Below are 22,448 nucleotides of genomic sequence, written 5' to 3'. Positions count from 1 at the left end.
GGTCGCTGCCCCCTCCGGTCGTGCCCGGTACGGCCGGACCCTCCCCGTCGGGCGGGTCAGGCGTCCCCGGTGGCGGCGAGGGCGCGGACGGCGTCCGCGAAGGCCTCGCCCCGCTTGTTGTAATCGGTGAACATGTCCATCGAGGCGCAGGCCGGGGCGAGGAGGACCGTGTCCCCCGGGCGGGCGAGCCGGGCCGCTTCGCGGACCGCCTCGGACATCGCCCCAGTGTCGGTCCGGTCGAGGTCCACCACCGGGACTTCCGGGGCGTGTCGCGCCAGGGCTTCGCGGATCAGGGCCCGGTCGGCGCCGATCAGGACGGCCCCGCGCAGGTGCTTCGCCGACTTCTGGACGAGTTCGTCGAAGGTCGCGCCCTTGGCGAGGCCGCCGGCGATCCAGACGATCGGGTCGTAGGCGGCCAACGAGGCTTCGGCGGCGTGGGTGTTGGTGGCCTTGGAGTCGTCGACGTACGCGACCGCCCCGATCTCCTCGACCAGTTCGATGCGGTGCGGGTCGGGCCGGAAGGCCTTCAGCCCGTCCCGTACGGCCTTGGCGTCCACGCCGAAGGCGCGGGCGAGGGCCGCGGCGGCGAGCGCGTTGGCGATGTTGTGCGGGGCCGGCGGCTGGACGTCGGCGACCTCGGCGAGCTCCTGGGCGTTCTCCCGCCGGTTGTCGACGAAGGCGCGGTCGACGAGGAGTCCCTCGACGACACCGAGTTCGGACGGGCCGGGGGTACCGAGGGTGAAGCCGATCGCCCGGCAGCCCTCCTCGACGTCGGCCTCGCGGACCAGGTCCTCGGTCACCGGGTCGGCCCTGTTGTAGACGCAGGCGACCTGGTTGCCCTCGTAGATCCGGCCCTTGTCGGCGGCGTACGCCTCCATGGAGCCGTGCCAGTCGAGGTGGTCGGGCGCCAGGTTGAGCACGGCGGCCGAGTGGACCCGGACCGAAGGGGCCCAGTGGAGCTGGTAGCTGGAGAGCTCCACGGCGAGGACGTCGTACGGTTCCTCGCCGAGGACGGCGTCGAGGAGCGAGACGCCGATGTTGCCGACGGCGGCGGTCCGCAGACCGGCCGCCTCCAGGATGGCGGCGAGCATCCGCACGGTGGTGGTCTTGCCGTTGGTGCCGGTGACCGCGAGCCAGGGGGCCGCGTCCGGGCCCCGCAGCCGCCAGGCCAGCTCGACGTCGCCCCAGACCTCCACGCCCGCCTCGGCGGCGGCCGTGAAGAGCGGCTTGTCGGGCCGCCAGCCCGGGGTGGTGACGATCAGCTCGGTGCCGGACGGCAGGGTGGCCCCGTCGCCGAGGCGGACGGTGATGCCCGCCGCCTCCAGGTCCGCCGCCTGGGTCCGGGAGCGCTCGTCGTCGCCGTCGTTGACGACGGTCACGTGCGCGCCGCGGGCGGCCAGGACGCGGGCGGCGGGGATGCCGGAGACGCCGAGGCCCGCGACGGTGACCCTCTTGCCGGTCCAGTCGAGCTGTTCTGTCACTTGTCCGCTGCCCATCCCGCGTAGAAGAGGCCCAGGCCCACGATCACGCACATGCCCTGGATGATCCAGAACCGGACGACGACCAGGACCTCCGACCACCCCTTGAGTTCGAAGTGGTGCTGGAGCGGGGCCATCCGGAAGACGCGCTTGCCGGTCATCTTGAACGAGCCGACCTGGATGACCACGGACATGGTGATCAGCACGAACAGGCCGCCGAGCAGCGCGAGGAGCAGCTCCGTACGGGAGCAGATGGCGAGACCGGCGAGCGCGCCGCCGAGGGCGAGGGAGCCGGTGTCACCCATGAAGATCTTGGCGGGCGAGGTGTTCCACCAGAGGAAGCCGAAGCAGGCGCCCATCAGGGCGGAGGCCACCACCGCGAGGTCGAGCGGGTCGCGGACCTCGAAGCAGGCGCTCGGGTTGGTGAGGGTCAGCGCGTTGGCGCAGGACTCCTGGAACTGCCACAGCCCGATGAACGTGTAGGCGCCGAAGACCATCACGGAGGCACCGGTGGCCAGGCCGTCCAGACCGTCCGTCAGGTTCACGCCGTTGGACATGGCCAGGATCATGAAGAGCGCCCAGACCACGAACAGCACCGGTCCGATGGACCAGCCGAAGTCGGTGATGAAGGAGAGCTTCGTGGAGGCCGGGGCGAGGCCGCGCGAGTCGGAGAACTGGAGCGCGAGCACCGCGAAGGCGATGCCCACGATCAGCTGTCCGGTCATCTTCGCCTTGGCCCGCAGGCCCAGCGAACGCTGCTTGACGATCTTGATGTAGTCGTCGAGGAAGCCGACCAGGCCCATGCCGGTCATCAGGAAGAGCACCAGCAGGCCCGAGTACGAGACGGGCTCGCCGGTGATGACCTTGGCCAGGGCGTACGCGATGATCGTCGCCAGGATGAAGGAGATGCCGCCCATGGTGGGCGTGCCCTTCTTCCCCGCGTGGCCCCGGGGGCCGTCGTCGCGGATGAACTGCCCGTATCCCTTGCGGGCGAGCAGCTTGATCAGCAGCGGGGTACCGATCAGTGTCAGGAAGAGCCCGATGGCCCCCGCGAAGAGGATCTGCCTCATCGGCCGGTGACCTCGCCCTCGGTGTCGAGGAGAGCCAGGGCGACCTGTTCGAGACCGACCGACCTGGAAGCCTTCACAAGGACGACGTCCCCCGGTCGCAGCTCACTGCGCAACAGGTCGACCGCCGCCTGCGCGTCGGACACGTGCACCGACTCCTCACCCCACGAACCCTCGTTATATGCGCCCAGTTGCAGCCAGGACGCTTCCCTGTCCCCGACCGCGACGAGCTTGCTGACGTTGAGCCGGACGGCCAGCCGTCCGACCGCGTCGTGCTCGACGAGCGATGCGTCACCGAGCTCGGCCATCTTGCCGAGCACCGCCCACGTACGAGCCCCTCGGGCCTGTGCGGCCCTGCCCATGGACGCGAGCGCGCGCAGGGCGGCTCGCATGGACTCGGGGTTCGCGTTGTAGGCGTCGTTGACGATCGTCACGCCGTCCGGACGCTCGGTGACCTCCATGCGCCAGCGCGACAGGGTGCCCGCCCCGGAGAGCGCGGTGGCGATCTCTTCGACGGGCATTCCCAGCTCGTGCGCGACGGCGGCCGCTGCGAGCGCGTTCGACACGTGGTGCTCACCGTACAGGCGCAAGGTCACGTCGCTGCACCCGGTGGGTGTGTGAAGACGGAAAGAGGGCTGCCCGGTCTCCGTGAGGCGGACGTTCTCGGCCCGTACGGCCGCTTCGTCCGCTTCGCCGAACAGGGTCACGCGGGCCTTGGTGCGGCTCGCCATGGCGCGGACGAGCGGGTCGTCGGCGTTGAGGACGGCGACACCGCCCTCCTCGGCCGACGGCAGCGCCTCGACCAGTTCGCCCTTGGCCCGGGCGATCTGCTCCCGGCCGCCGAACTCTCCGATGTGGGCGGTGCCCACGTTGAGGACGAGGCCGATGCGGGGCGGGGTGAGGCCGGTGAGGTAGCGGATGTGGCCGATGCCCCGGGCGCCCATCTCCAGGACCAGGTGCCGGGTCTCGTCGCCCGCGCGGAGCGCGGTGAGCGGCAGTCCGATCTCGTTGTTGAGCGAACCGGGCGTCCACACCGTGGGGGCGTGCCGGTCGAGGACCTGGGCGATCAGGTCCTTGGTGGAGGTCTTGCCCGCCGAGCCGGTGAGGGCGACGACATCGGTGCCGAGCCGGGCGACGACCTCGCGGGCGAGGGCCCCCAGCGCGGTCTGGACGTCGTCGACGACGAGGGCGGGTACGCCGACGGGCCGGGCGGCCAGTACGGCGACCGCACCGGCGGCGACGGCGCGTTCCGCGTAGTCGTGGCCGTCGACGTGCTCACCGGCGAAGGCCGCGAAGAGGCTGCCGGTGAGCACTTCTCGGGAGTCGATGACGACGGGCCCGGTGATCCGGGCGGCCGGATCCGGTATGTCGTGCGCCTGTCCGCCGACGATTTCGGCGATCTCGGCGAGGGAGAGGGCGATCACTGCTTCATCCCTGACTGTTCTGGTGGCTGTCTGTTCCGCTCGGCGCGGCGGCCTGGGTGTGCAAGCGGTCGGCGATGGCCGCGCGCAGGACCTGACGGTCGTCGAAGGGGCGTACCGCTCCGGCGGCCTCCTGGCCCTGCTCGTGGCCCTTGCCCGCGACGAGGACGGTGTCGCCGGCCTCGGCGCGGGCGACGGCCGCGGCGACGGCCGCGGCGCGGTCGGCGAGGACGAGCACCTCGCCGCGTTCCTCCGCGGGCACCTCGGCGGCGCCCGCGAGCATGGCGGTGAGGATCACGAGCGGGTCCTCGGAGCGGGGGTTGTCGGAGGTGAGGACGGCGGTGTCGGCGAGCCGGGCGGCGGCGGCGCCCATCGGGCCGCGTTTGGTGGTGTCCCGGTCGCCGCCGCAGCCGATGACCACGTGCAGACGGCCCTCGGTGACCTCGCGCAGGGAGCGCAGGACCGACTCGACGGCGTCCGTCTTGTGGGCGTAGTCGACAACGGCGAGGTACGGCTGGCCCGCGTCGACGCGCTCCAGCCTGCCCGGTACGCCGGGGACGGCGGCGACGCCCGCGGCGGCGGCCCGGGGGTCGGCGCCCGCGGCGGCGAGGGTGGCGAGGGCGGCGAGGGTGTTGGCGACGTTGAACGGGCCGGGCAGCGGGGCGGTGGCGGGAATCCGCTCGCCCCGGGGGCCGACGGCGGTGAACGTCGAGTCGTGGGAGCCCAGGACGAGGTCCTCGGCGCGCCAGTCGGCCTCGGCGCGGCCCTCGGCGGAGAAGGTGACGACCGGGACGGTCGCCTCCCCGGCGAGCCTGCGGCCGTACGCGTCGTCGAGGTTGATCACGCCCAGGCGGCTGCGCTCCGGGGTGAAGAGCGAGGCCTTGGCCCGGTAGTAGTCCTCCATGCCGGAGTGGAACTCCATGTGCTCCGGGCTGAGGTTGTTGAAGACGGCGACGTCGAAGACGCAGCCGTCGACCCGGCCGAGCACCAGGGCGTGGCTGGAGACCTCCATGGTGACGGCGTCGACGCCCCGCTCGCGCATGACGGCGAAGAGTGCCTGGAGGTCGGTGGCCTCGGGGGTGGTGCGCTCGGACTTGATGCGCTCGTCGCCGATCCGCATCTCGACGGTGCCGACGAGTCCGGTGCGGTGTCCGGTACCGCGCAGTCCGCCCTCGACGAGGTAGGCGGTGGTGGTCTTGCCGGAGGTGCCGGTGATGCCGATCTGGAGGAGGTCGTCACCGGGCCGTCCGTAGATGCGGGCGGCGAGTTCCCCCATCCGGCCGCGCGGGTCCTCGACGACGAGGACCGGCAGGCCGGTCGCGGCGGCGCGGTCGGCGCCCGTCGGGTCGGTGAGGACGGCGGCGGCGCCGAGCCCGGCGGCCTGGGCGGCGAAGTCGGCGCCGTGGACGCGGGCGCCGGGCAGGGCCGCGTAGAGGTCGCCGGGGCGCACGGCCCGGGAGTCGTGGGTGATGCCGGAGATCACGGCGGTCCCGGGGGTGTCGGCCCCCAGCTGTGCGGCCAGGTCGCCCAGGGGTGTCGGGCGGGCCTGCTCCGGCCGGGGCGGGGCGGTTCGGTACTGATCAGCGTGTGGCACGGCGGTGAGCGTACCGGGCGCACCGTGTGGGGGGCCAAAAGAGCCCGGGGCCTCGCCGGAGTTCGATTTCCGGTTCCCGGATCGGGGGGTGATCGTTGTCACTGGTGCTCCCGGAGTGTCACGGGGTGGGGTCGAAGGTGACCGGCAGTCGGGCCGGTGTGACGCCCGTGGGGGCGATGTGGAGGGTCTTGAGGGCGAACTCCATGACCTTCTTGTAGATGGGTCCGCAGATCTGGCCGCCGAAGTAGCTGCCCTTGGTGGGGTTCTGGATGGCGCAGTAGACGGTGATCCGCGGCTCGTCGGCGGGGGCGAAGCCCGCGAAGGAGGCGGTGTAGCCCTTGTAGCGGCCGAGTTCGGGGTCGACGCGGTTGGCGGTGCCGGTCTTGCCCGCGACGCGGTAGCCGGGGATGGCGGCCTTGGTGCCGGTGCCCTCCTCGTTGCCGACGACGGACTCCAGCATGGTGGCGAGGGTGCGGGCGGTCTTCTCGCTGACGACCCGTGATTCCTTGGGCTTGGGGCCGGGGGCGAACCGTCCGTCGGGGCCTTTGCTGCCCCGGACGAGGGTCGGTTCGACGCGTACGCCTCCGTTGGCGATGGTCGAGTAGACGGAGGCGGCCTGCATGGCGTTGAGGGAGAGGCCCTGGCCGAAGGGGATCGTGTACTGCTGGGAGGTGGACCAGTCCTGGGGCTCGGCGAGGATGCCCGCGGTCTCGCCCGGGTAGTTCAGGCCGGTGGGGCTGCCCATGCCGAACTTGCGCAGGTAGGCGTGGAGGACCCGGTTGGACTCGGGCTGGGTGGCACCGAGCTGGCCGGTGGCGAGGATGGTGCCGATGTTGCTGGACTTGGCGAGGACGCCGTTGAGGGTCAGGTACCAGGTCGGGTGGTCGATGTCGTCCTTGAAGAGCCGGTCGCCCCGGTGGAGCCGGTTGGGGACGGTGACATGGGTGTCGGGGGCGGCCTTGCCCTCCTCCAGGACGGCGGCCATGGACATGACCTTGCTGGTGGAGCCGGGCTCGTAGGCGTCCTGGAGGGCCGCGTTGCCCATGGAGGCGGCGTTGGCGGCGGAGAGGTCGTTGGGGTCGAAGCCGGGGGCGTTGGCCATGGCGAGGACCTCGCCGGTCCTGGTGTCCTGGACGACGACGTAGCCCCGGTCGGCCTTGGACTTGCGGACCTGGTCGGTGATGGCCTGCTGGGCGGCCCACTGGATGTCCCGGTCGATGGTCAGCTCGATGTCGGAGCCGGGGACGGCGGGGGTGCCCTGGGAGCCCGCGGTGGGCACCTGACGGCCGCCGGACTGGGTGAAGCGGATCTTGCCGTCCTTGCCCGCGAGCTCGGGGTCGAGCATGGACTCGACGCCGCCCGCGCCCTTGCCCTCGGCGTTGACGTATCCCAGTATCCCGGCGGCGAGCTCCCCGTTGGGGTAGACGCGCTTGGTGCTGGGCTCGCTGAGGACGCCGCCGAGGAGGTTGACGCCGTTGCCGCCCGCGGAGCGCTGGGCCTTCTGGCCGTAGACCCGCTTGAGGTCCCTGATCTGGTTCCAGACCTGCGGGGTCTGCTTGCGGGCCAGCAGGGTGTAGCGGGACTTGGGGGTGCGGAGCTTCTTCGCCAGTTCGGCGGGCTCCTTGCCGAGGAGGGGGGCGAGGAGGGCGGCGGCCTGCTCGGGGGCGTCGGTGACCTTGGACTCCTCGGGCGTGAAGAGCTTGGGGTCGGCGGTGATGTCGTACGCGTCGACGCTGGCGGCGAGCGCGATGCCGTTGCGGTCGGTGATCTCGCCCCGCTCGGCGGAGAGCGTGTACTCCTGGAAGCGGTACTTGTCGGCCTTGGCCGCGTACGCGCTGGCGTCGACGGCCTGGACCTGGAGCAGCCGCACCACGAAGACCAGCATGACGAGCGTCAGACCGAGGGAGATCAGCCGAAGGCGGGGCCGGGGGCTGCCGAGCCGGATGGTGCGGGGCCTGCGGGCCGGGGGGCGCGGCGGGGTCCGCTGCGCGGCCGGGCGGGGCGCGGGGCGGGACGGGCGGGCTCCGGCGGAGGCGGGCCGGGGGCGCGCGGGCCGGGCGGGGCCGGGGACGCGGCGGCGCGGGGGCTCCTTGGGGGGCACTGCTCGGTCACCTGCCGGAGGTCGTGGGGTCGGGCGCGGTCGTCTTCGGTGCGGTGGTGCCGGTGTCCGTGCCGGTGGTGCCGGGTGAGGTGGGCGGCTTCGCGGTGCCCGAGCCGGTGGACGAGCCGGTGCCCGAGCCGGTGGCGGCGGGCGGCGGGGCCGCGGGGGCCGTGGTCCGCACGGGGGCCGACGGGGCCGTGGGGGTCGGCGTGGGGGCCGGGGTGGGTGTGGTGCTGGGCTTCGGGGCGAGCGCCTCGGACGGTTCGCCGAGCACCTTGCCGTCCGGGCCGAGGAAGGCGGGGCTGCCGCCGGGCACCATGCCCAGCTCGCGGGCCCGGCGTTCCAGGGCGTCGGGGGCCGCGTAGTCGTCGACGTCCCGCTGGAGCGCCTGCTCCTCGTCGGTCAGCTCGGTGGTCCTGTTCTTGAGCTCGTTCAGCCGGAAGGAGCCCTGGTTGAGGGCCGAGTTCAGGACGAGCAGGCTGATCAGGCCGCCGCCGAGGAGCACCACGACGAGCAGGACGAAGGGGGTGCGGGCCGCCGAGCTGGGCCCGGACGGCATCAGCCGTCCGAGCCGGGCGGCCCGCCCTTTGTGGGGCCCCTTCGCCGTGCTCACCGGACGTCCTCCCGGATGCGCTCGACGCCCCGGAGCCGGGCCGGGGCGGCGCGCCGGTTCTCGGCGACCTCCTCCTCGGTGGGCAGTTCGGCGCCCCGGGTGAGCAGCTTCAGCCGGGGCTGGTACTTCTCGGGGACGACCGGCAGGCCGGGCGGGGCGGTGTTGGCGGCGCCCGCCGCGAACACCTGCTTGACCAGCCGGTCCTCCAGGGAGTGGTACGAGAGGACGGCGATCCGGCCGCCGACGGCGAGGGCCTTCACGGCGGCCGGGACGGCCCGCTCCAGGACGGACAGCTCGCCGTTGACCTCGATGCGCAGGGCCTGGAAGGTGCGCTTGGCCGGGTTTCCGCCGGTGCGCTTGGCGGCCTGCGGGAGCGCGTCGCGGATCAGCTCGACGAGCCGGGCGCTGTGGTCGAACGGCTCCTTCTCGCGTTCGCGGACGACCGCGGAGACGATCCGCTTGGCCTGCTTCTCCTCGCCGTAGGCGCGCAGGATGCGGACCAGCTCGCCCGGCGGGTAGGTGTTGAGGACCTCGGCCGCGCTGATGCCGGTCGTCTGGTCCATGCGCATGTCGAGCGGGGCGTCCTGGGCGTAGGCGAAGCCCCGGTCGGCCTCGTCCAGCTGCATCGAGGAGACGCCGAGGTCGAAGAGGACGCCGTCGGCGGCGGGGATGCCGAGCCGGTCGAGGACCTCGGGCAGTTCGTCGTAGACGGCGTGCACGAGCGTGGCGCGTTCTCCGTACGGGGCGAGCCGCTCGCCGGAGAGCCGCAGGGCCTCCTTGTCCCGGTCGAGGGCGACGAGCCGCGCCTCGGGGAACCGCTTCAGGAGTGCCTCGCTGTGGCCGCCCAGGCCCAGGGTGCAGTCGACGACGACCGCGCCGGGTCGCTCGAGGGCGGGGGCCAACATGTCCAGGCACCGCTGGAGCATGACCGGGACGTGTCGGTCGTTGCTCAATGCGCCCTCTCAGATCGGGCGCGGAGGTCACCGGCGAGCGGGAGGAGGCCGAGCCGTAGGTACCGCCGCACACACGGGGGAGAAACCGCGGAAAATCGCTCGTTGTCTCCAGGAACTCCGCGTCACTTTAGTCCACGGCACGCGCCGGTCAATCAACCCGCTGGCGCGTCGCCCGGCGGTGGACGTTCCGGGTGGGTCACTCGTTCGGGGCCGCGCCGCCGGCTCCTGTGGGTTAGCTCACAACAAGGCTCGATGCGGTTCTTTGTCCGCTCTCACAGCGGGCCCGGAGGGGTTCTGGCCGTTAACGTCGGAACCATGTCGACCTCCACGCACCCCTCTGCCGACGCCATACGCAACGGCGGCACGGTCACCGATCGTCTCGTCGAGGCCAACGCCGAGTACGCCTCCGGCTTCACCGACCCCGGAATGGACGCGCGGCCGGTGCAGCGCGTCGCCGTCGTCGCCTGCATGGACGCCCGTCTCGACCTGCACGCGGCCCTCGGCCTCCAGCTGGGCGACTGCCACACGATCCGCAACGCGGGCGGGGTCGTCACGGACGACGTCATCCGTTCGCTCACCATCAGCCAGCGCGCCCTGGGCACCCGCAGCGTGATGCTCGTGCACCACACGAACTGTGGTCTGGAGTCGCTGACCGAGGACTTCCGGCACGAGCTGGAGGACGAGGTCGGGCAGCGTCCGGCGTGGGCGGTCGAGGCCTTCCGCGATGTGGACCAGGACGTGCGGCAGTCGATGCAGCGGGTGCGGACCTCCCCCTTCCTGCTGCACTCCGACGACGTCCGGGGCTTCGTCTTCGACGTGACGACGGGCCTCCTGCGGGAGATCGACCCGTCGGACGAGACGGAGACCGACCCGGCGTAACCCACCAGACCCCGGCATATCGGCCGCACTTGTCCATCCCCGAGTGACACGGCCCGGCCCCGCGAACAAGAATGCCCGTGGACACCCCCCGACGATTCCACGGGGGCAGGTGTCCCTGTTCCGGAAGGCCGAGGAGGGCCGGGGTGACGACCTATGACGATCGAGCGAGCCTCACTGATCTGACCACCACCGTCGAGCGTGTCCGCAGGTCGGTGGAGAGCGTGATCGAGGGCAAGCCCGAGGTCGTACGGCTTTCGCTGACCGTGCTGCTCGCCGAGGGGCACCTCCTCATCGAGGATGTCCCCGGCGTCGGCAAGACCATGCTCGCCAAGACCCTGGCCCGGTCCATCGACTGTTCCGTGCGCCGCATCCAGTTCACCCCCGACCTGCTGCCGTCCGACGTCACCGGCGTGTCGATCTTCGACCAGCAGCAGCGGGACTTCGAGTTCAAGCCGGGCGCGATCTTCGCGCAGATCGTGATCGGCGACGAGATCAACCGCGCCTCGCCGAAGACCCAGTCGGCGCTCCTGGAGTCCATGGAGGAGCGCCAGGTCACCGTCGACGGCCAGACCTACGAGCTGCCCAGCCCGTTCATGGTGGTCGCCACGCAGAACCCGGTCGAGATGGAGGGCACCTACCCGCTGCCCGAGGCCCAGCGCGACCGCTTCATGGCCCGGGTCTCCATGGGCTACCCCAGCGCCGAGGCCGAGCTGCGGATGCTCGACGTGCACGGCTCGGCGTCCCCGCTGGACGACCTCCAGCCGGTGGCCCACGCCCACGACGTCCTGAAGCTGGTCGAGGCGGTGCGCGCGGTGCACGTCGCCGACGCCGTGCGCCGGTACGCGGTGGAGCTCGTCGCCGCCACCCGCACCCACCCCGACCTGCGGCTCGGCGCCTCCCCCCGGGCCACCCTCCATCTGCTGCGGGCCGCCAAGGCCTCGGCCGCGCTCAGCGGCCGGGAGTACGTGCTGCCCGACGACCTCCAGGCGCTCGCCGCGCCCGTCCTCGCCCACCGGCTGCTGCCGACGGCGCAGGCCCAGCTCAACCGGCGCACCGCCGAGCAGGTCGTCCAGGACGTCCTCCAGCGCACCCCCGTCCCGGCCGCGGCCCCGCCCGCCGGACCGCTCCACGGCCAGCGGCCCGGCGCCCGGCGGCTGTGATGGGAGCCGCCGCCGCACCGGACGGGCAGCGGGGCGAGGAGGACGACCGGGGCGGTCTGCGGGCCGCCCTCGGCGGTCTCACCACCCGCGGCCGTTCCTTCCTCGCCGCCGGGGTGGCCGCCGCCGTCTGCGCGTACGTCCTCGGTCAGGCCGATCTGCTCCGCGTCGGACTGCTGCTCGCCGCGCTGCCGCTGCTCTGCGTCCTCGTGCTGCACCGCACCCGCTATCGGGTCGCCACCTCCCGCAGGCTCACCCCGCAGCGGGTGGAGGCGGCCACCGAGGCCCGGGTGCAGCTGCGGATGGAGAACGTGTCCAAGCTGCCCACCGGGCTCCTGATGCTCCAGGACCACGTGCCGTACACGCTCGGGCCCCGGCCCCGCTTCGTCCTGGACCGGGTCGAGGCGGGCGGGCGGCGCGAGGTGTCCTACCGGGTCCGCTCGGACCTGCGCGGCCGCTTCCCGCTCGGGCCGCTCCAGCTGCGGCTGGGCGACCCCTTCGGGATGTGCGAGCTGACCCGGTCCTTCCACGCGCACGACACCCTCACGGTGGTACCCAGGACCGAACCCCTGCCGCCGGTGAAGCTCACCGGGGAGGCCTCGGGCCACGGCGACGGGCAGCAGCGCGCCCTCGCCCTCTCGGGCGACGACGACATCATCCCGCGCGCCTACCGCCACGGGGACGACCTGCGCCGGGTGCACTGGCGCTCCACCGCCCGCTACGGCGAGCTGATGGTCCGGCGCGAGGAGCAGCCGCAGCGGGCCCGCTGCACGGTCCTCCTCGACACCCGGGGGATCGCGTACCAGGGCTCGGGGCCCGACTCTGCCTTCGAGTGGGCGGTCTCCGGGGCCGCGTCCTCGCTGGTGCACATGCTGGAGCGCGGCTACGCCGTCCGGCTGGTCACCGACACCGGCAGCTGCGTGCCCGGCGAGGGGTCCGAGGGCTTCGCCGCGGCCCAGGACGCGGCCGAGTCGGCCGGGCTCCTGATGGACACCCTCGCGGTCGTCGACCACTCCGAGGGCGCCGGTCTGTCCCGTGCCTCCGACGCGCTGCGCGGCGGCGGCGAGGGCCTGCTGCTCGCCTTCCTCGGTGACCTCGACGAGGAGCAGGCCGCGCTCGTCGCGCGGATGCGGGGCCGGACCGGCGCGGCCGTCGCGTTCGTCCTGGACTCCGGGTCCTGGCTGACCGGCGGCGCCGTCACCGGGGCCGTCGAGGAGCGGCTGCGGCTGCTCCGGGAAGCGGGCTGGACGGCGCTCGCCGTAGCGCCCGGGGCAGGGCTCCCCGAGCTGTGGCGGACGGCCGCCGGAGTGCGCGCCGAGTCCGCCGCCGACACCTACGGAGGATGGGCATGAGCGGGCGCACCCGGCTGACCCTGGCCGCCTGGGCCGCCACCCTGATGGGCTCGGGGGCCCTGCTGCCGCTGGTCCGACCGGCGACCTGGATCTTCACCGCGGCCTTCGTCCTCGCCCTGGTGAGCGGGGCGGGCGCGGTGGCCCGGCGGATACCGCTGGCCCGGCCGCTGACCCTGCTCGCCCAGCTGGCCGTGGCCCTGCTCGCGCTGACCGCGCTCTTCGCCGGGGAGCGGGCGGTGCTGCTGTTCCTGCCCGGCCCGGAGGCCCTCGCGCACGCCGCCGAGCTGTTCCGGTCGGGCGCCTCGGACGTGGGGCACTACGCGGTGCCCGCCCCGGACACCGAGGGCATCCGGCTGATGCTGGTCTGCGGGGTCGTCGTGATCGGCCTCCTGGTGGACGCCCTCGCCGTCACCTTCCGCCGGGCCGCCCCGGCCGGTCTGCCGCTGCTCGCCCTGTACTCGGTCGCCGCCGGGCTCTCCGGCGGCGGCGCGGGCCCGCTCTGGTTCCTCCTCGCGGCCTCCGGCTATCTGGTGCTGCTCCTCGCCGAGAGCCGCGACCGGCTCGCCGCGTGGGGGCGGGTCTTCGGCGGTGCGCCGCGCCCGGCGCGCTCCGGGTCCGCCGTGACGGCCGGTGGTACGACCGCGTCCCCGGCCCGCACCGGCCGCCGGATCGGCGTGGTGGCCATGGGCGTGGCGCTGGTCGTGCCGCTGGCGCTGCCCGGCTTCAGCGGCGGTCTGTTCGGCGAGGGCGGCGGCGAGGGGGGCGAGGGCGGCGGCGGGGGCGGCACGATCTCGGCCGTGAACCCGCTGGTCTCCCTCCAGAACAACCTGCGCCAGCCGGAGGACCGGGAGGTCCTGCGCTACCGGACCAACGCCCTCGACGCCTCCGGCCTGTATCTGCGGCTGGTGGCCCTCGACCAGTTCGACGGCACCTCCTGGAAGTCCTCGGTCCGCCCCATCGGGGACGTACCGAAGCAGCTGCCCCGGCCGCAGGGGCTCGACCGGGCCGTCGCGACCACCGAGGTGACCACCAACTTCGTCGCCTCCGACGGGTACGAGCAGAAGTGGCTGCCGATGCCGTACCCGGCGTCCCGGGTGGACGTCGACGGGCGCTGGCGGTACGAGCCGACCGGGCGGACCCTCGTCGGCGACGGCCGGCAGACCACCCGGGGCACCCGCTACCAGGTCGTCAGCCTGGACGTACGGCCGACGGCCGAGCAGTTGGCGACGGCCCCGCCCGTCCCCGAGAAGCTGCGCCGCGAGTACACCCAGGTGCCGCCGTCGCTGCCGGAGGACGTACGGACGACCGCCCTGGAGGTGACCAGGGGTGCCCGGGGCAACTACGAGCGGGCCGTGAAGCTCCAGGAGTGGTTCGCCGAGGACGGCGGCTTCCGTTACGACGTCGAGGTCGAGTCGGGCACCGGTGTGCAGGCGATCTCCCGCTTCCTGAAGGACAAGGAGGGCTTCTGCGTCCACTTCTCCTTCTCGATGGCGGCGATGGCCCGGACGCTGGGCATCCCGGCACGGGTGGCCGTGGGCTTCATGCCGGGCACCCCGCAGAGCGACGGCTCGGTCTCGGTCGGCATCCGTGACGCGCACGCCTGGCCCGAGCTGTACTTCGAGGGGGCCGGGTGGACCCGGTTCGAGCCGACGCCCTCGCGGGGCTCGGTCCCCTCGTACACCCGGCCCGACACCCCGTCCGGTACGGCCACCGGGCCCGCGCAGCCCCAGCAGAGCGCCTCGGCGCGGCCGTCCGCGGGGCCGAGCGCCTCGGAGTCCTGCACGGCGCAGATGCGCAGGCAGGGCGACTGCGGCCCGGAGGAGACGGCGGCCGGGGCGTCCTCGGGCGGCTCGGGACCGGATCTGTGGACGGTGCTGCCGTGGAGCCTGGGGGTGCTCGTGGTGCTCGCCCTGCCCTTCGGGCCGCTGCTCTGGCGCCGCCGGGTACGGGCCCGGCGGCTCGGTCCGGCGGGGGCGCGGAGCCCGGAGGGGACGGCCGCCCGGACGCTCGCGGTCTGGCAGGAGGTGGTGGACACCGCCTGGGACCACGGGGTCGAGCCCGACGAGTCGAGGACGCCGAGGAACACGGCGGACCGGATCGTCCGGCTGGGCGAACTGGACGAGGAGGCGGCGCGGGCCGTGCACCGGATCGCGGGTGCCGTGGAGGAGGTCCTGTACGCGCCCCGTCCGGCGGCCCGTCCGGGTCTCGCGGAGGAGGCCGTCCGGGTCAGGGCGGGCTTCCACGCCTCGGCGGACCGCCGTACGCGGCTCCGCGCGCTGCTCGCGCCCCGTTCGGCGGCCCGGCTGCGCTGGTCGGCGGCGGCCCGGTGGGCGTCCGTGAAGGACGTCTGGTCGCTGCGGTGGCACACCACGGCCGGGCGGGTGGGCTCGTCCTTCCGCCGCCCGCCCCGCGAGACGGGCTGAGCGGGACGGCCCGGAAGGGTCCGTGCGGAGAGAAGTGGGCGGGGGCGCGGTACGGGCCCCCGCCCACTGGCGTCGGGAGGTCTCCGGGTCCGCCCGGGGCTCCGGGGGGCCTCGGGCCGGGGGCTTGGTGCGATTACGGAGCCTCCCGTCCGGGGCTCTGCGGTGCCGGAACGTCCGAGTTCCGGAGCCTTCGCGTCCGGGGCCTTGGGGTTACGAGGCTCCGGTCCATCCAGGCCCCTGGGATCGAGGCCTCCGGGCTCCGGGCTTGCGGGCTCCGGGCACTGAGGTCCGGGGCCTTGGGGGGCCTGGGGCCTGGGGCCTCCGAGATTCTGGAGCCAGGGTCCAGAGCCTCCGGGCTACCGGGCTACCGGGGTCGGGGCCTTCGGGACCGGAGCCTTGGGGTCCCGAAGGCCCCGGTCCCGGGCCTCCAGGTCCGGAGCTTCCGGTCCCGGAGCGCCGAGGGGTCCGTACCGGACCGTCGAGTCCCTTTCGGCGGGGGCTCGCGGCGCGCGGCTGAGCCCCGTGGGGCGCGCTCGGGCGGTGTCCACGGGGCTCAGCCGTAAGAAATCGTTCGGAGGGATGCGGGGCCACCGCTCACGGGGCCGTCAGTGGCCGCCGCCCTGCTGTTCGTCGCGGCGGCGCTGCCACCGCTCCTCGATGCGGTTCATCATGGAGCGTCGCTGCCGGGTCCGGCGGCCACCGGCCGCCGTTCCTCCACCATGGGGCTGCTGCTGCTCACCCGGCTTGGGCGCCTTGCGCCATCCGGTGACCGCCAGGACCGCGCAGCCCAGCATGACGAGGAATCCCACCACGCTGATCCAGATCTGCTGTGCGACCATTCCGGCCATGAGGAGCGCGATACCCACCAGGAAGCCGGCGACTGCCTGGTAGACCCGTCGCCGGGTGTACGTACGCAGTCCGCTTCCCTCGAGCGCTGTCGCGAACTTGGGATCTTCGGCGTACAGCGCTCGCTCCATCTGCTCGAGCATTCGCTGCTCGTGCTCCGAGAGCGGCACGGAGTCCTCCTAGTCGTCGGTCGCGGGGGCGACCGGTTTGCGGCCCTTTCAGGATAGGCAGGGAATCGCCCCCGTGAAACCCGCCCTCAATGCCGAATAGCCAATCCGGGCCGCCATGCGGATCGGTTGCTGAGGCGTTGATTCCCCAGCCCCTTCCCCGTCATGCCGGATGCTGTCCCCCGATCATACGGGGCGGAGCCCCTGACCGGGGATGCTGTGGCGTACTGCATCGGCGGCGCGGCCCGCACCGCCGAACGGGTGAGGTCCCGCTCAGGCCCGCTTCTCGCCCAGCAGATGCAGCTGGGTGGCGATGGCGTGGAAGGACGGCAGCTCGGCCGCGGCCTCCTCCAGCTTGAGCAGGGCCTCCGCCGCACCGGACTCGGTGTCGACGAGGGCGCCGGGGACGAGGTCCGCGAAGACCCGGACCCCGTGCACCGCGCCGACCGTGAGCCCGGCTTCGTCCGCCAGCTCGGTGAGCTGCTCGGCGGTGAAGCGGCGGGGCACCGGGTCACCGGGGCCCCAGCGGCCCGCCGGGTCGCCCAGGGCGTGGCGGGCCTCGGTGAAGTGCCCGGCAAGGGCGCGGGCGAGGACCGCACCGCCGAGACCGGCCGCGAGCAGGCTGAGGCTGCCGCCGGGGCGGAGCGCGGCGGTCGCGTTGCGCACGCCTTCGGCGGGGTCGTCGACGTACTCCAGGACACCGTGGCAGAGCACGGCGTCGTAGCCCTCGCGTCCGACCACGTCGAACAGGCCGCTGATGTCCCCCTGGACGCCGGTGACGAGGTCGGCGACCCCGGCCTCGGCGGCCCGGCGCTCCAGCGCGAACAGCGCGTTGGGGCTGGGGTCGACGACGGTGACCCGGTGGCCCAGGCGGGCGACCGGCACCGCGAAGTTGCCGGAGCCGCCGCCCGTGTCGAGGACGTCGAGACCGGCTTTCCCGGTGGCCTCGACCCGGCGGTCGAGGGCGTCCTTGAGGACGTCCCAGACGACGGCGGTGCGCAGGGAGGCGCGCGACGGGCGCGAGGTCGCCTCTCGACCGAAGACAGGGGAAGGGTCCGGCACGGCTGTTGACTCCTCGGTGACGGGTACGGACGCTCCCCCACCCTATGGCCTGGGCCCCGCCCTTCGGATCATCCTCCGGCCCGCCCGGTCCCCCGTGGGCCGGGCGGGGCGGGGCTGAGGGCGAGCATCCGTTCCACCAGACGGAGGAAGAAGGCGGCGTCCCTGAGCAGGTCGTCGGCCTCCCGCCGGGTCGCCGCGCTCGGGATGCCCGCCTCGGCGCGGGCCCTGCGGTCGGCCCCGGAGGCGAAGAGGCCGCCCCACTCGGCCAGCTCGGGCGCCAGCTCGGCGAGGAGCTCCCAGGCGCTCCGTATCCGCTGCCTGCGGCGGCCGGTCTCGGGCCTGGCGCGGGCCGCGAGGACGGCGGCGGCGGCCCGGAGGGCGGCGAGGTGCGCGACGGCGTACCTCTCGTGGGGGCGGTCGAGGGCGGCGGCCTCGGCGAGTCCGGCCCTGGCCTTGGCGAGGAGGTCGAGGGCGGCGGGCGGGGCGGTGGCGCGGCGCGTGACGGGGTGGATGTCGGACGCGGGTCCGGGCTGCGCGGGGACGGATCGGCGGCGGGGCGCGGCCGCTGCGGAAGGGCTTGCCATGACGAGTCCTCCTGTCGTCGCGTGACGGTCCTGTGGCCGTATGTGTTCATCGTGCACCGCCCCACTGACAATCCGCGTCGACCTGGGGTTTTGCCTGAACTCCCCAGCCCGGGGTAGTTTTTGGACTGACCAGTCAGTTCAAAAGGGGAAACGGGGGTGGGGTCCGTGGAATCCGTGCGAACGGAGGCCGGGGAGCGGCCGCACGGCGCCGCTGTCGTCGCGGACGGCTTCGGACTGAAGGGCCCGCGCGGCTGGGCGTTCCGGAAGGTTTCCTTCCGGGCCGGGCCGGGCGCGCTCGTGGCGATCGAGGGGCCCTCGGGCTCGGGCCGCACCTGTCTGCTGCTCGCGCTCACCGGCCGGATGAAGGCCACGGAGGGCGCCGCGGAGGTCGGCGGTCTGCCGCTGCCCCGGAAGATGGCCGCCGTGCGCCGGATCAGCGCCCTCGGCCAGGTCCCCGGCGTCAGCGAGCTCGACCCGGCCTTCACCGTCGCCGAGCACCTGCGCGAGCGGGCCCTGCTCCAGCGCCGGTTCGACGGCTCCGTCCGGACCCTGCTGCGCCGCCCCGCCGAGCGGGCCGCGGCCTCCCGGGCCCTGATCGACGGGGCCCTGACCGCCGCCGGACTCGACCCGGCCGCCCTGCCGAAGGGCGAGCGGACCTCCGTACGGGATCTGGAGCGGCTGGAGGCACTGCGGCTGTCCCTCGCGCTGGCCCTGATCGGCCGGCCCCGGCTGATCGCCGTCGACGACACCGACCTGAAGCTCTCGGACGCCGACCGGGCGCGGGTCTGGGAGCTGCTGCGCTCCGTGGCCGCGTCCGGCACCACCGTCCTCGCCGTCTGCAGCGAGTCCCCCGAGGACGCCCTGCGGATCACGACGCTGGACGGGGAGGCGGAGCCCGAGCCGGAGGAGCCCGCCGGGGCGGCGGAGACGTCCGTGAAGGACCGCACCGAGACCGGCGAGGCCGACCGGCAGGGCGGGGAGGCCCGCGCGGAGACCGAAGGCCCCCGGAACGACACCGAAGACACGACCGAGGAGGGGGCGGCCGATGCGCTCGCCGAAACTGGCCGCGCTTGAGCTGAAGCGCTTCGGCAGGGGAAAGCTGCCGCGCGCCGCGCTCGTCGCGATCCTGCTGCTGCCGCTGCTGTACGGCGCCCTGTACCTGTACTCGTTCTGGGACCCGTACAGCAGGCTCGACAAGCTCCCCGTCGCCCTCGTCAACGAGGACCGGGGCGCCACCACCGACGGCAAGCGCGTCAACGCCGGTGACGACATCACCGAGGGGCTCCTGGAGAGCAACACCTTCGAGTGGCACCGGGTGAGCGACGCCGAGGCCCGCGAGGGCGTCGAGAACGGCAGGTACTACCTGTCCCTGACCATGCCCGGCGACTTCAGCTCCCGCATCGCCTCCAGCTCCGGCGACTCGCCCGAGACCGGCGCCCTGCGGGTGCGGACCAACGACGCCAACAACTACATCGTCGGCCAGATCTCCCGGACGGTCTTCTCCGAGGTGCGCACCGCCGCCTCGACGAAGTCCTCCCGCACCTTCCTCGACAAGATCTTCATCTCCTTCTCCGACATCCACGACGCCACCGCGAAGGCGGCCAAGGGCGCCGACGACCTCAAGCAGGGCGTGGACAAGGCGAAGAAGGGCTCCAAGGACCTCGCGGACGGCCTCAAGGACGCCAAGACCGGCAGCGGGGACCTGGCCGCGGGCCTGACCAGGCTCGACAAGGGCGCGAAGGACCTCCAGAGCGGCTCCCGCAAGGTCGCGGACGGCACCCAGGCCCTCGCCGACAAGGTGAACGGCACCGCCGACAAGGTCCGCCCCTACCTCGCGGACAACGGCCGGTCGATCCGGGACACCGCCCGGCTCGTCTCCGACTCCGCGACCGCCGTCCGGCACGACCTCGACGACCTGGTGAAGCGCGCCCCCGCGGTGCGCGGCGCCGCGCACAAGGCCGACGAGGGCCTGACCGCGCTGCACCGCGAGCTGTGCGTGGACGCCCCCGAGCCCGACGCCAAGGTCTGCGGCCCCCTGAAGGAGGCCACGGTCACCGCGAACGACGTCGCGACCGTCGCCGACGACGTCCACGCGCTGACCAAGGGCGGCGGGGACGACCTGAAGACCCTGGACGCCCGGCTCGTCACCCTCAAGAAGCAGGCCGACGAGCTGGCCGCCCGCGCCCCGCACCTCGACGAGGACGTGGCGGGCGCCATCCGGAAGATCAACGAACTGAACACGGGCGCGAGGAAGGTCGCGGCGGGCGCGGCGAAGCTGCACACCGGCGTCAGCGACGCCCACACGGGCTCGGTGAACCTCGACAGCGGCGTCGGCAAGCTGAAGAAGGGCGCGGGCGACCTCGACGGCGGTCTGTTCCAGCTCGCCGACGGCTCGGGCGAACTGGCGGGCGGGCTGCGCGACGGCGTCGACCGGATCCCGGACTACGACCAGCGGGACCGCGAACGGCGCACCGAGGTCATGGCCGACCCGGTGAAGCTGGCCGCCCAGTCGCTGCACAAGGCGCCGAACTACGGCACCGGCTTCGCCCCGTACTTCATCCCGCTCTCCCTCTGGGTCGGCGCGATGGTCGCGTACATGATCATCCAGCCGTTGAACCGGCGCGCGCTCGCCGCGGGCGGCTCCGCCTGGCGGATCGCCCTCGCGGGCTGGCTCCCGGTGGCGGCGATCGGTGTCCTCCAGGTCGCCGCGCTCATGTCGGTGCTGCACTGGGGCCTCGGCCTCCAGATGGCGCGGGCCGCCGGAACCGTCGGCTTCCTCGCCCTGGTCACCTGCTGCTTCTCGGCGATCATCCAGTGGCTCAACGCCCGCTTCGGCGCGGCGGGCCGCATCCTGGTCCTCGCCGTCCTGATGCTCCAGCTGACCTCGGCGGGCGGCACCTACCCCGTACAGACCAGCCCGGCGTTCTTCAACGCCGTCCACCCCTTCCTGCCGATGAGCTACGTGGTCGAGGCACTGCGCAGGCTGATCACGGGCGGGGACATCGGGCCCGTCTGGCAGGCCTGCGCGGTCCTGACCGCGTTCACCGTCGGCGCGCTGGCACTGACCGCCCTCTCGGCCCGCAAGCGGCAGGTGTGGACGCTCGACCGGCTCCACCCGGAGCTGACCCTGTGAGACGCGGCCGGTGCCATCCGCCACACCTGTGAGAATCGAGCCCATGGACAGCAGCAGCACCCGACGTCAGGCCACGCGCGCCAAGCTCTACGAAGCGGCGGTCACCCTCATCGCGGAGCAGGGCTTCTCCGCGACGACCGTCGACGAGATCGCCGAACGGGCGGGCGTGGCCAAGGGCACGGTCTACTACAACTTCAAGAGCAAGACCGAGCTCTTCGAGGAGCTGCTGCGCCACGGGGTGTCGCTGCTCACCGCCTCCCTGCGGACGGCCGCCGAGGAGACGGCCGCGCGCGGCGGCAGCCGGGTGGACGCCCTGGACGCCATGATCCGGGCGGGGCTCGTCTTCATCGACCGCTACCCGGCCTTCACCCAGCTGTACGTGGCCGAGCTGTGGCGCACCAACCGCGCCTGGAACTCCACGCTCCTGGTGGTCCGCCAGGAGGCGGTCGCGGTGGTCGAGGGGGTGCTGCGGGAGGGCGTGGCGGCCGGGGAGCTGAGCGACGGGATCGACGTCCCGCTGACGGCGGCGGCACTGGTCGGCATGGTGCTGGTGGCGGCCCTGGACTGGCAGGCCTTCCAGAGCGAGCGCTCCCTGGACGACGTGCACGCGGCCCTCTCCCGGCTGCTGCACGGCCGGGTGAGCGGCGGCCACTGAACCACCACGGGCCGGTGGATCTCTTACGGGCCGACGGGCCGCCTCACCGGCCGGTGAGGCGGCCCCCGAACGGCCGGTGCGGCGCGGCTCGATCCCCCCGAGCCCCGCCGCACCTCCCCCGTGACGGCAGACGCACGACCCCGTTCCGCAGCCCCGTGCCGGCGGTGCCGGAGCCGCGCCCCTTCCGTGGGCTCCACTCTCTCCCCCGCACCCGCCCGGCCCCATCCGCGCGCCTACTCATCTCGTCCTCTAGGTACGGATACTCAGGGCTGGTTACGATCGCCCGCATGTCGGTACTCCCCCTGGTCTTCACCAGTGGCTGGGCGAGCGGGATCAACGCGTACGCGGTGGTCCTGCTGTTCGGCGTGTTCGGCGCGACCGGGCTCACCGACGAGGTGCCCGAGTCCCTGCAGCGGACCGATGTCCTCGTCGTCGCCGGGGTGCTGTTCCTGTGCGAGGCGGTGGCGGACAAGATCCCGTACGTCGACTCGGTGTGGGACGCCGTCCACACGGTGGTCCGGCCGGTCTCGGGGGCCGTCGTCGGGGCGCTGCTCGCCGGGCAGAGCGGGTCGCTGCCGGAGCTGGCGGCGGGCGCGGTCGGCGGCTCGACGGCCCTGCTGAGCCATGCCGTCAAGGCGGGGACGCGGATGGCGGTCAACAGCTCGCCCGAGCCGTTCTCCAATGTGGCGCTGAGCCTGGCGGAGGACCTGGGGGTGGCGGGGATCGTCACCTTCGCGCTCTTCCATCCGGTGGCGGCGGCGGTCGTCGCGGGGACGCTGCTCGTCCTGGGCCTGGTGATACTGGTCTTCCTCGCCCGGCGCATCCGGCGTTTCCTGCGCCGCAGGGCGCAGCGCCGGGAGGAGCGGAGGCTCGCCGGCGCGGCGGCCCGTGCCCGGGACCGGCCGCCGTCCGGGGACGGCTCCGAGCACTTCTGACCGGCCCGGGGGTCCCGGCGGGGGCCGG

General features: G+C 73.5%; 18 protein-coding genes. 8 read left to right on the top strand and 10 right to left on the bottom strand.

What is annotated here, in order from left to right; all coding sequences use genetic code 11:
* Window positions 1–56: 56 nt before the first annotated feature.
* Genes murD through rsmH form a run of 7 tightly spaced genes read right to left on the bottom strand, consistent with a single transcriptional unit; the run spans window position 57 to window position 9,227 of the window.
* The gene (gene murD / locus ACIO92_RS07915; RefSeq protein WP_366441613.1) at window positions 57–1,496 is read right to left on the bottom strand and encodes a UDP-N-acetylmuramoyl-L-alanine--D-glutamate ligase; all 1,440 of its coding nucleotides are present in this window, start codon (window positions 1,494–1,496) and stop codon (window positions 57–59) included.
* Window positions 1,478–2,548, bottom strand: a complete 1,071-nt coding sequence (gene mraY / locus ACIO92_RS07910; protein WP_366441612.1) for a phospho-N-acetylmuramoyl-pentapeptide-transferase — start codon at window positions 2,546–2,548, stop codon at window positions 1,478–1,480. The genes murD and mraY overlap by 19 nt, the downstream gene beginning before the upstream one ends.
* Window positions 2,545–3,969, bottom strand: a complete 1,425-nt coding sequence (gene murF, locus ACIO92_RS07905; RefSeq protein ID WP_366441611.1) for a UDP-N-acetylmuramoyl-tripeptide--D-alanyl-D-alanine ligase — start codon at window positions 3,967–3,969, stop codon at window positions 2,545–2,547. Before murF ends, mraY begins: the two co-directional genes overlap by 4 nt.
* Before the next feature lie 4 nt (window positions 3,970–3,973).
* Window positions 3,974–5,662, bottom strand: coding sequence for a UDP-N-acetylmuramoyl-L-alanyl-D-glutamate--2,6-diaminopimelate ligase (locus tag ACIO92_RS07900; RefSeq protein WP_401235757.1), 1,689 nt, complete (start codon window positions 5,660–5,662; stop codon window positions 3,974–3,976).
* A 16-nt stretch (window positions 5,663–5,678) separates the two neighbouring features.
* Window positions 5,679–7,661, bottom strand: coding sequence for a peptidoglycan D,D-transpeptidase FtsI family protein (locus ACIO92_RS07895; protein ID WP_401235758.1), 1,983 nt, complete (start codon window positions 7,659–7,661; stop codon window positions 5,679–5,681).
* A gap of 7 nt (window positions 7,662–7,668) precedes the next feature.
* Window positions 7,669–8,274 (bottom strand): hypothetical protein, encoded by a 606-nt coding sequence (locus ACIO92_RS07890; RefSeq protein ID WP_366441608.1) that lies wholly within the window; start codon window positions 8,272–8,274, stop codon window positions 7,669–7,671.
* Entirely contained in the window at window positions 8,271–9,227 is a 957-nt protein-coding gene (gene rsmH, locus ACIO92_RS07885) for a 16S rRNA (cytosine(1402)-N(4))-methyltransferase RsmH (protein ID WP_366441607.1), read from the bottom strand. The genes ACIO92_RS07890 and rsmH overlap by 4 nt, the downstream gene beginning before the upstream one ends.
* 315 nt (window positions 9,228–9,542) lie before the next feature.
* On the opposite strand from rsmH, the gene ACIO92_RS07880 reads away from it, so the two are divergent.
* The 4 genes from ACIO92_RS07880 (at window position 9,543) to ACIO92_RS07865 (ending at window position 15,038) form a co-directional block, all read left to right on the top strand.
* Entirely contained in the window at window positions 9,543–10,106 is a 564-nt protein-coding gene (locus ACIO92_RS07880) for a beta-class carbonic anhydrase (RefSeq protein WP_401235762.1), read from the top strand.
* 143 nt (window positions 10,107–10,249) lie between these two features.
* A complete protein-coding gene (locus tag ACIO92_RS07875; protein WP_366441605.1) occupies window positions 10,250–11,266 on the top strand; it encodes a MoxR family ATPase in 1,017 nt (338 codons plus the stop codon).
* Window positions 11,266–12,615 (top strand): DUF58 domain-containing protein, encoded by a 1,350-nt coding sequence (locus ACIO92_RS07870; protein WP_366441604.1) that lies wholly within the window; start codon window positions 11,266–11,268, stop codon window positions 12,613–12,615. The genes ACIO92_RS07875 and ACIO92_RS07870 overlap by 1 nt, the downstream gene beginning before the upstream one ends.
* Window positions 12,612–15,038 carry a DUF3488 and DUF4129 domain-containing transglutaminase family protein gene (locus tag ACIO92_RS07865; RefSeq protein ID WP_402279410.1) on the top strand — a complete coding sequence of 809 codons (2,427 nt, stop codon included), beginning with the start codon at window positions 12,612–12,614 and terminating at the stop codon, window positions 15,036–15,038. Before ACIO92_RS07870 ends, ACIO92_RS07865 begins: the two co-directional genes overlap by 4 nt.
* 605 nt (window positions 15,039–15,643) lie before the next feature.
* On the opposite strand, the gene ACIO92_RS07860 is transcribed toward ACIO92_RS07865, so the two are convergent.
* From ACIO92_RS07860 to ACIO92_RS07850, 3 genes are all read right to left on the bottom strand, one after another.
* Window positions 15,644–16,054 (bottom strand): DUF3040 domain-containing protein, encoded by a 411-nt coding sequence (locus ACIO92_RS07860; protein ID WP_351779357.1) that lies wholly within the window; start codon window positions 16,052–16,054, stop codon window positions 15,644–15,646.
* A 270-nt stretch (window positions 16,055–16,324) separates the two neighbouring features.
* A complete protein-coding gene (locus ACIO92_RS07855) occupies window positions 16,325–17,113 on the bottom strand; it encodes a methyltransferase (protein WP_401235767.1) in 789 nt (262 codons plus the stop codon).
* A 68-nt stretch (window positions 17,114–17,181) separates the two neighbouring features.
* Entirely contained in the window at window positions 17,182–17,697 is a 516-nt protein-coding gene (locus ACIO92_RS07850; RefSeq protein WP_366441601.1) for an SAV_6107 family HEPN domain-containing protein, read from the bottom strand.
* Between the two features lie 165 nt (window positions 17,698–17,862).
* On the opposite strand from ACIO92_RS07850, the gene ACIO92_RS07845 reads away from it, so the two are divergent.
* The 4 genes from ACIO92_RS07845 (at window position 17,863) to ACIO92_RS07830 (ending at window position 22,420) form a co-directional block, all read left to right on the top strand.
* A complete protein-coding gene (locus tag ACIO92_RS07845; protein ID WP_401235769.1) occupies window positions 17,863–18,771 on the top strand; it encodes an ATP-binding cassette domain-containing protein in 909 nt (302 codons plus the stop codon).
* Window positions 18,743–20,830, top strand: coding sequence for a YhgE/Pip family protein (locus ACIO92_RS07840; RefSeq protein ID WP_402058195.1), 2,088 nt, complete (start codon window positions 18,743–18,745; stop codon window positions 20,828–20,830). The genes ACIO92_RS07845 and ACIO92_RS07840 overlap by 29 nt, the downstream gene beginning before the upstream one ends.
* A 43-nt stretch (window positions 20,831–20,873) precedes the next feature.
* Window positions 20,874–21,485, top strand: coding sequence for a TetR/AcrR family transcriptional regulator (locus ACIO92_RS07835; RefSeq protein ID WP_366441599.1), 612 nt, complete (start codon window positions 20,874–20,876; stop codon window positions 21,483–21,485).
* 287 nt (window positions 21,486–21,772) lie between these two features.
* Complete coding sequence (locus ACIO92_RS07830) at window positions 21,773–22,420, top strand: DUF4126 domain-containing protein (protein WP_366441598.1); 648 nt, start codon at window positions 21,773–21,775, stop codon at window positions 22,418–22,420.
* Window positions 22,421–22,448: the final 28 nt, after the last annotated feature.

This window comes from Streptomyces sp. NPDC087215 (assembly GCF_044744885.1).
Lineage (GTDB): Bacteria > Actinomycetota > Actinomycetes > Streptomycetales > Streptomycetaceae > Streptomyces.
Note: the sequence above shows the minus strand (reverse complement) of the source record. Positions and strands in the feature narration are given on the sequence as shown.

What these genes read in the sequence shown, in the direction of transcription:
- murD (WP_366441613.1), bottom strand. Translation starts at nt 1,496, where the DNA reads ATGGGCAGCGGACAAGTGACAGAACAGCTCGACTGGACCGGCAAGAGG.
- mraY (WP_366441612.1), bottom strand. Translation starts at nt 2,548, where the DNA reads ATGAGGCAGATCCTCTTCGCGGGGGCCATCGGGCTCTTCCTGACACTG.
- ACIO92_RS07880 (WP_401235762.1), top strand. Translation starts at nt 9,543, where the DNA reads ATGTCGACCTCCACGCACCCCTCTGCCGACGCCATACGCAACGGCGGC.
- ACIO92_RS07870 (WP_366441604.1), top strand. Translation starts at nt 11,266, where the DNA reads ATGGGAGCCGCCGCCGCACCGGACGGGCAGCGGGGCGAGGAGGACGAC.
- ACIO92_RS07865 (WP_402279410.1), top strand. Translation starts at nt 12,612, where the DNA reads ATGAGCGGGCGCACCCGGCTGACCCTGGCCGCCTGGGCCGCCACCCTG.
- ACIO92_RS07850 (WP_366441601.1), bottom strand. Translation starts at nt 17,697, where the DNA reads ATGGCAAGCCCTTCCGCAGCGGCCGCGCCCCGCCGCCGATCCGTCCCC.
- ACIO92_RS07840 (WP_402058195.1), top strand. Translation starts at nt 18,743, where the DNA reads ATGCGCTCGCCGAAACTGGCCGCGCTTGAGCTGAAGCGCTTCGGCAGG.
- ACIO92_RS07835 (WP_366441599.1), top strand. Translation starts at nt 20,874, where the DNA reads ATGGACAGCAGCAGCACCCGACGTCAGGCCACGCGCGCCAAGCTCTAC.
- ACIO92_RS07830 (WP_366441598.1), top strand. Translation starts at nt 21,773, where the DNA reads ATGTCGGTACTCCCCCTGGTCTTCACCAGTGGCTGGGCGAGCGGGATC.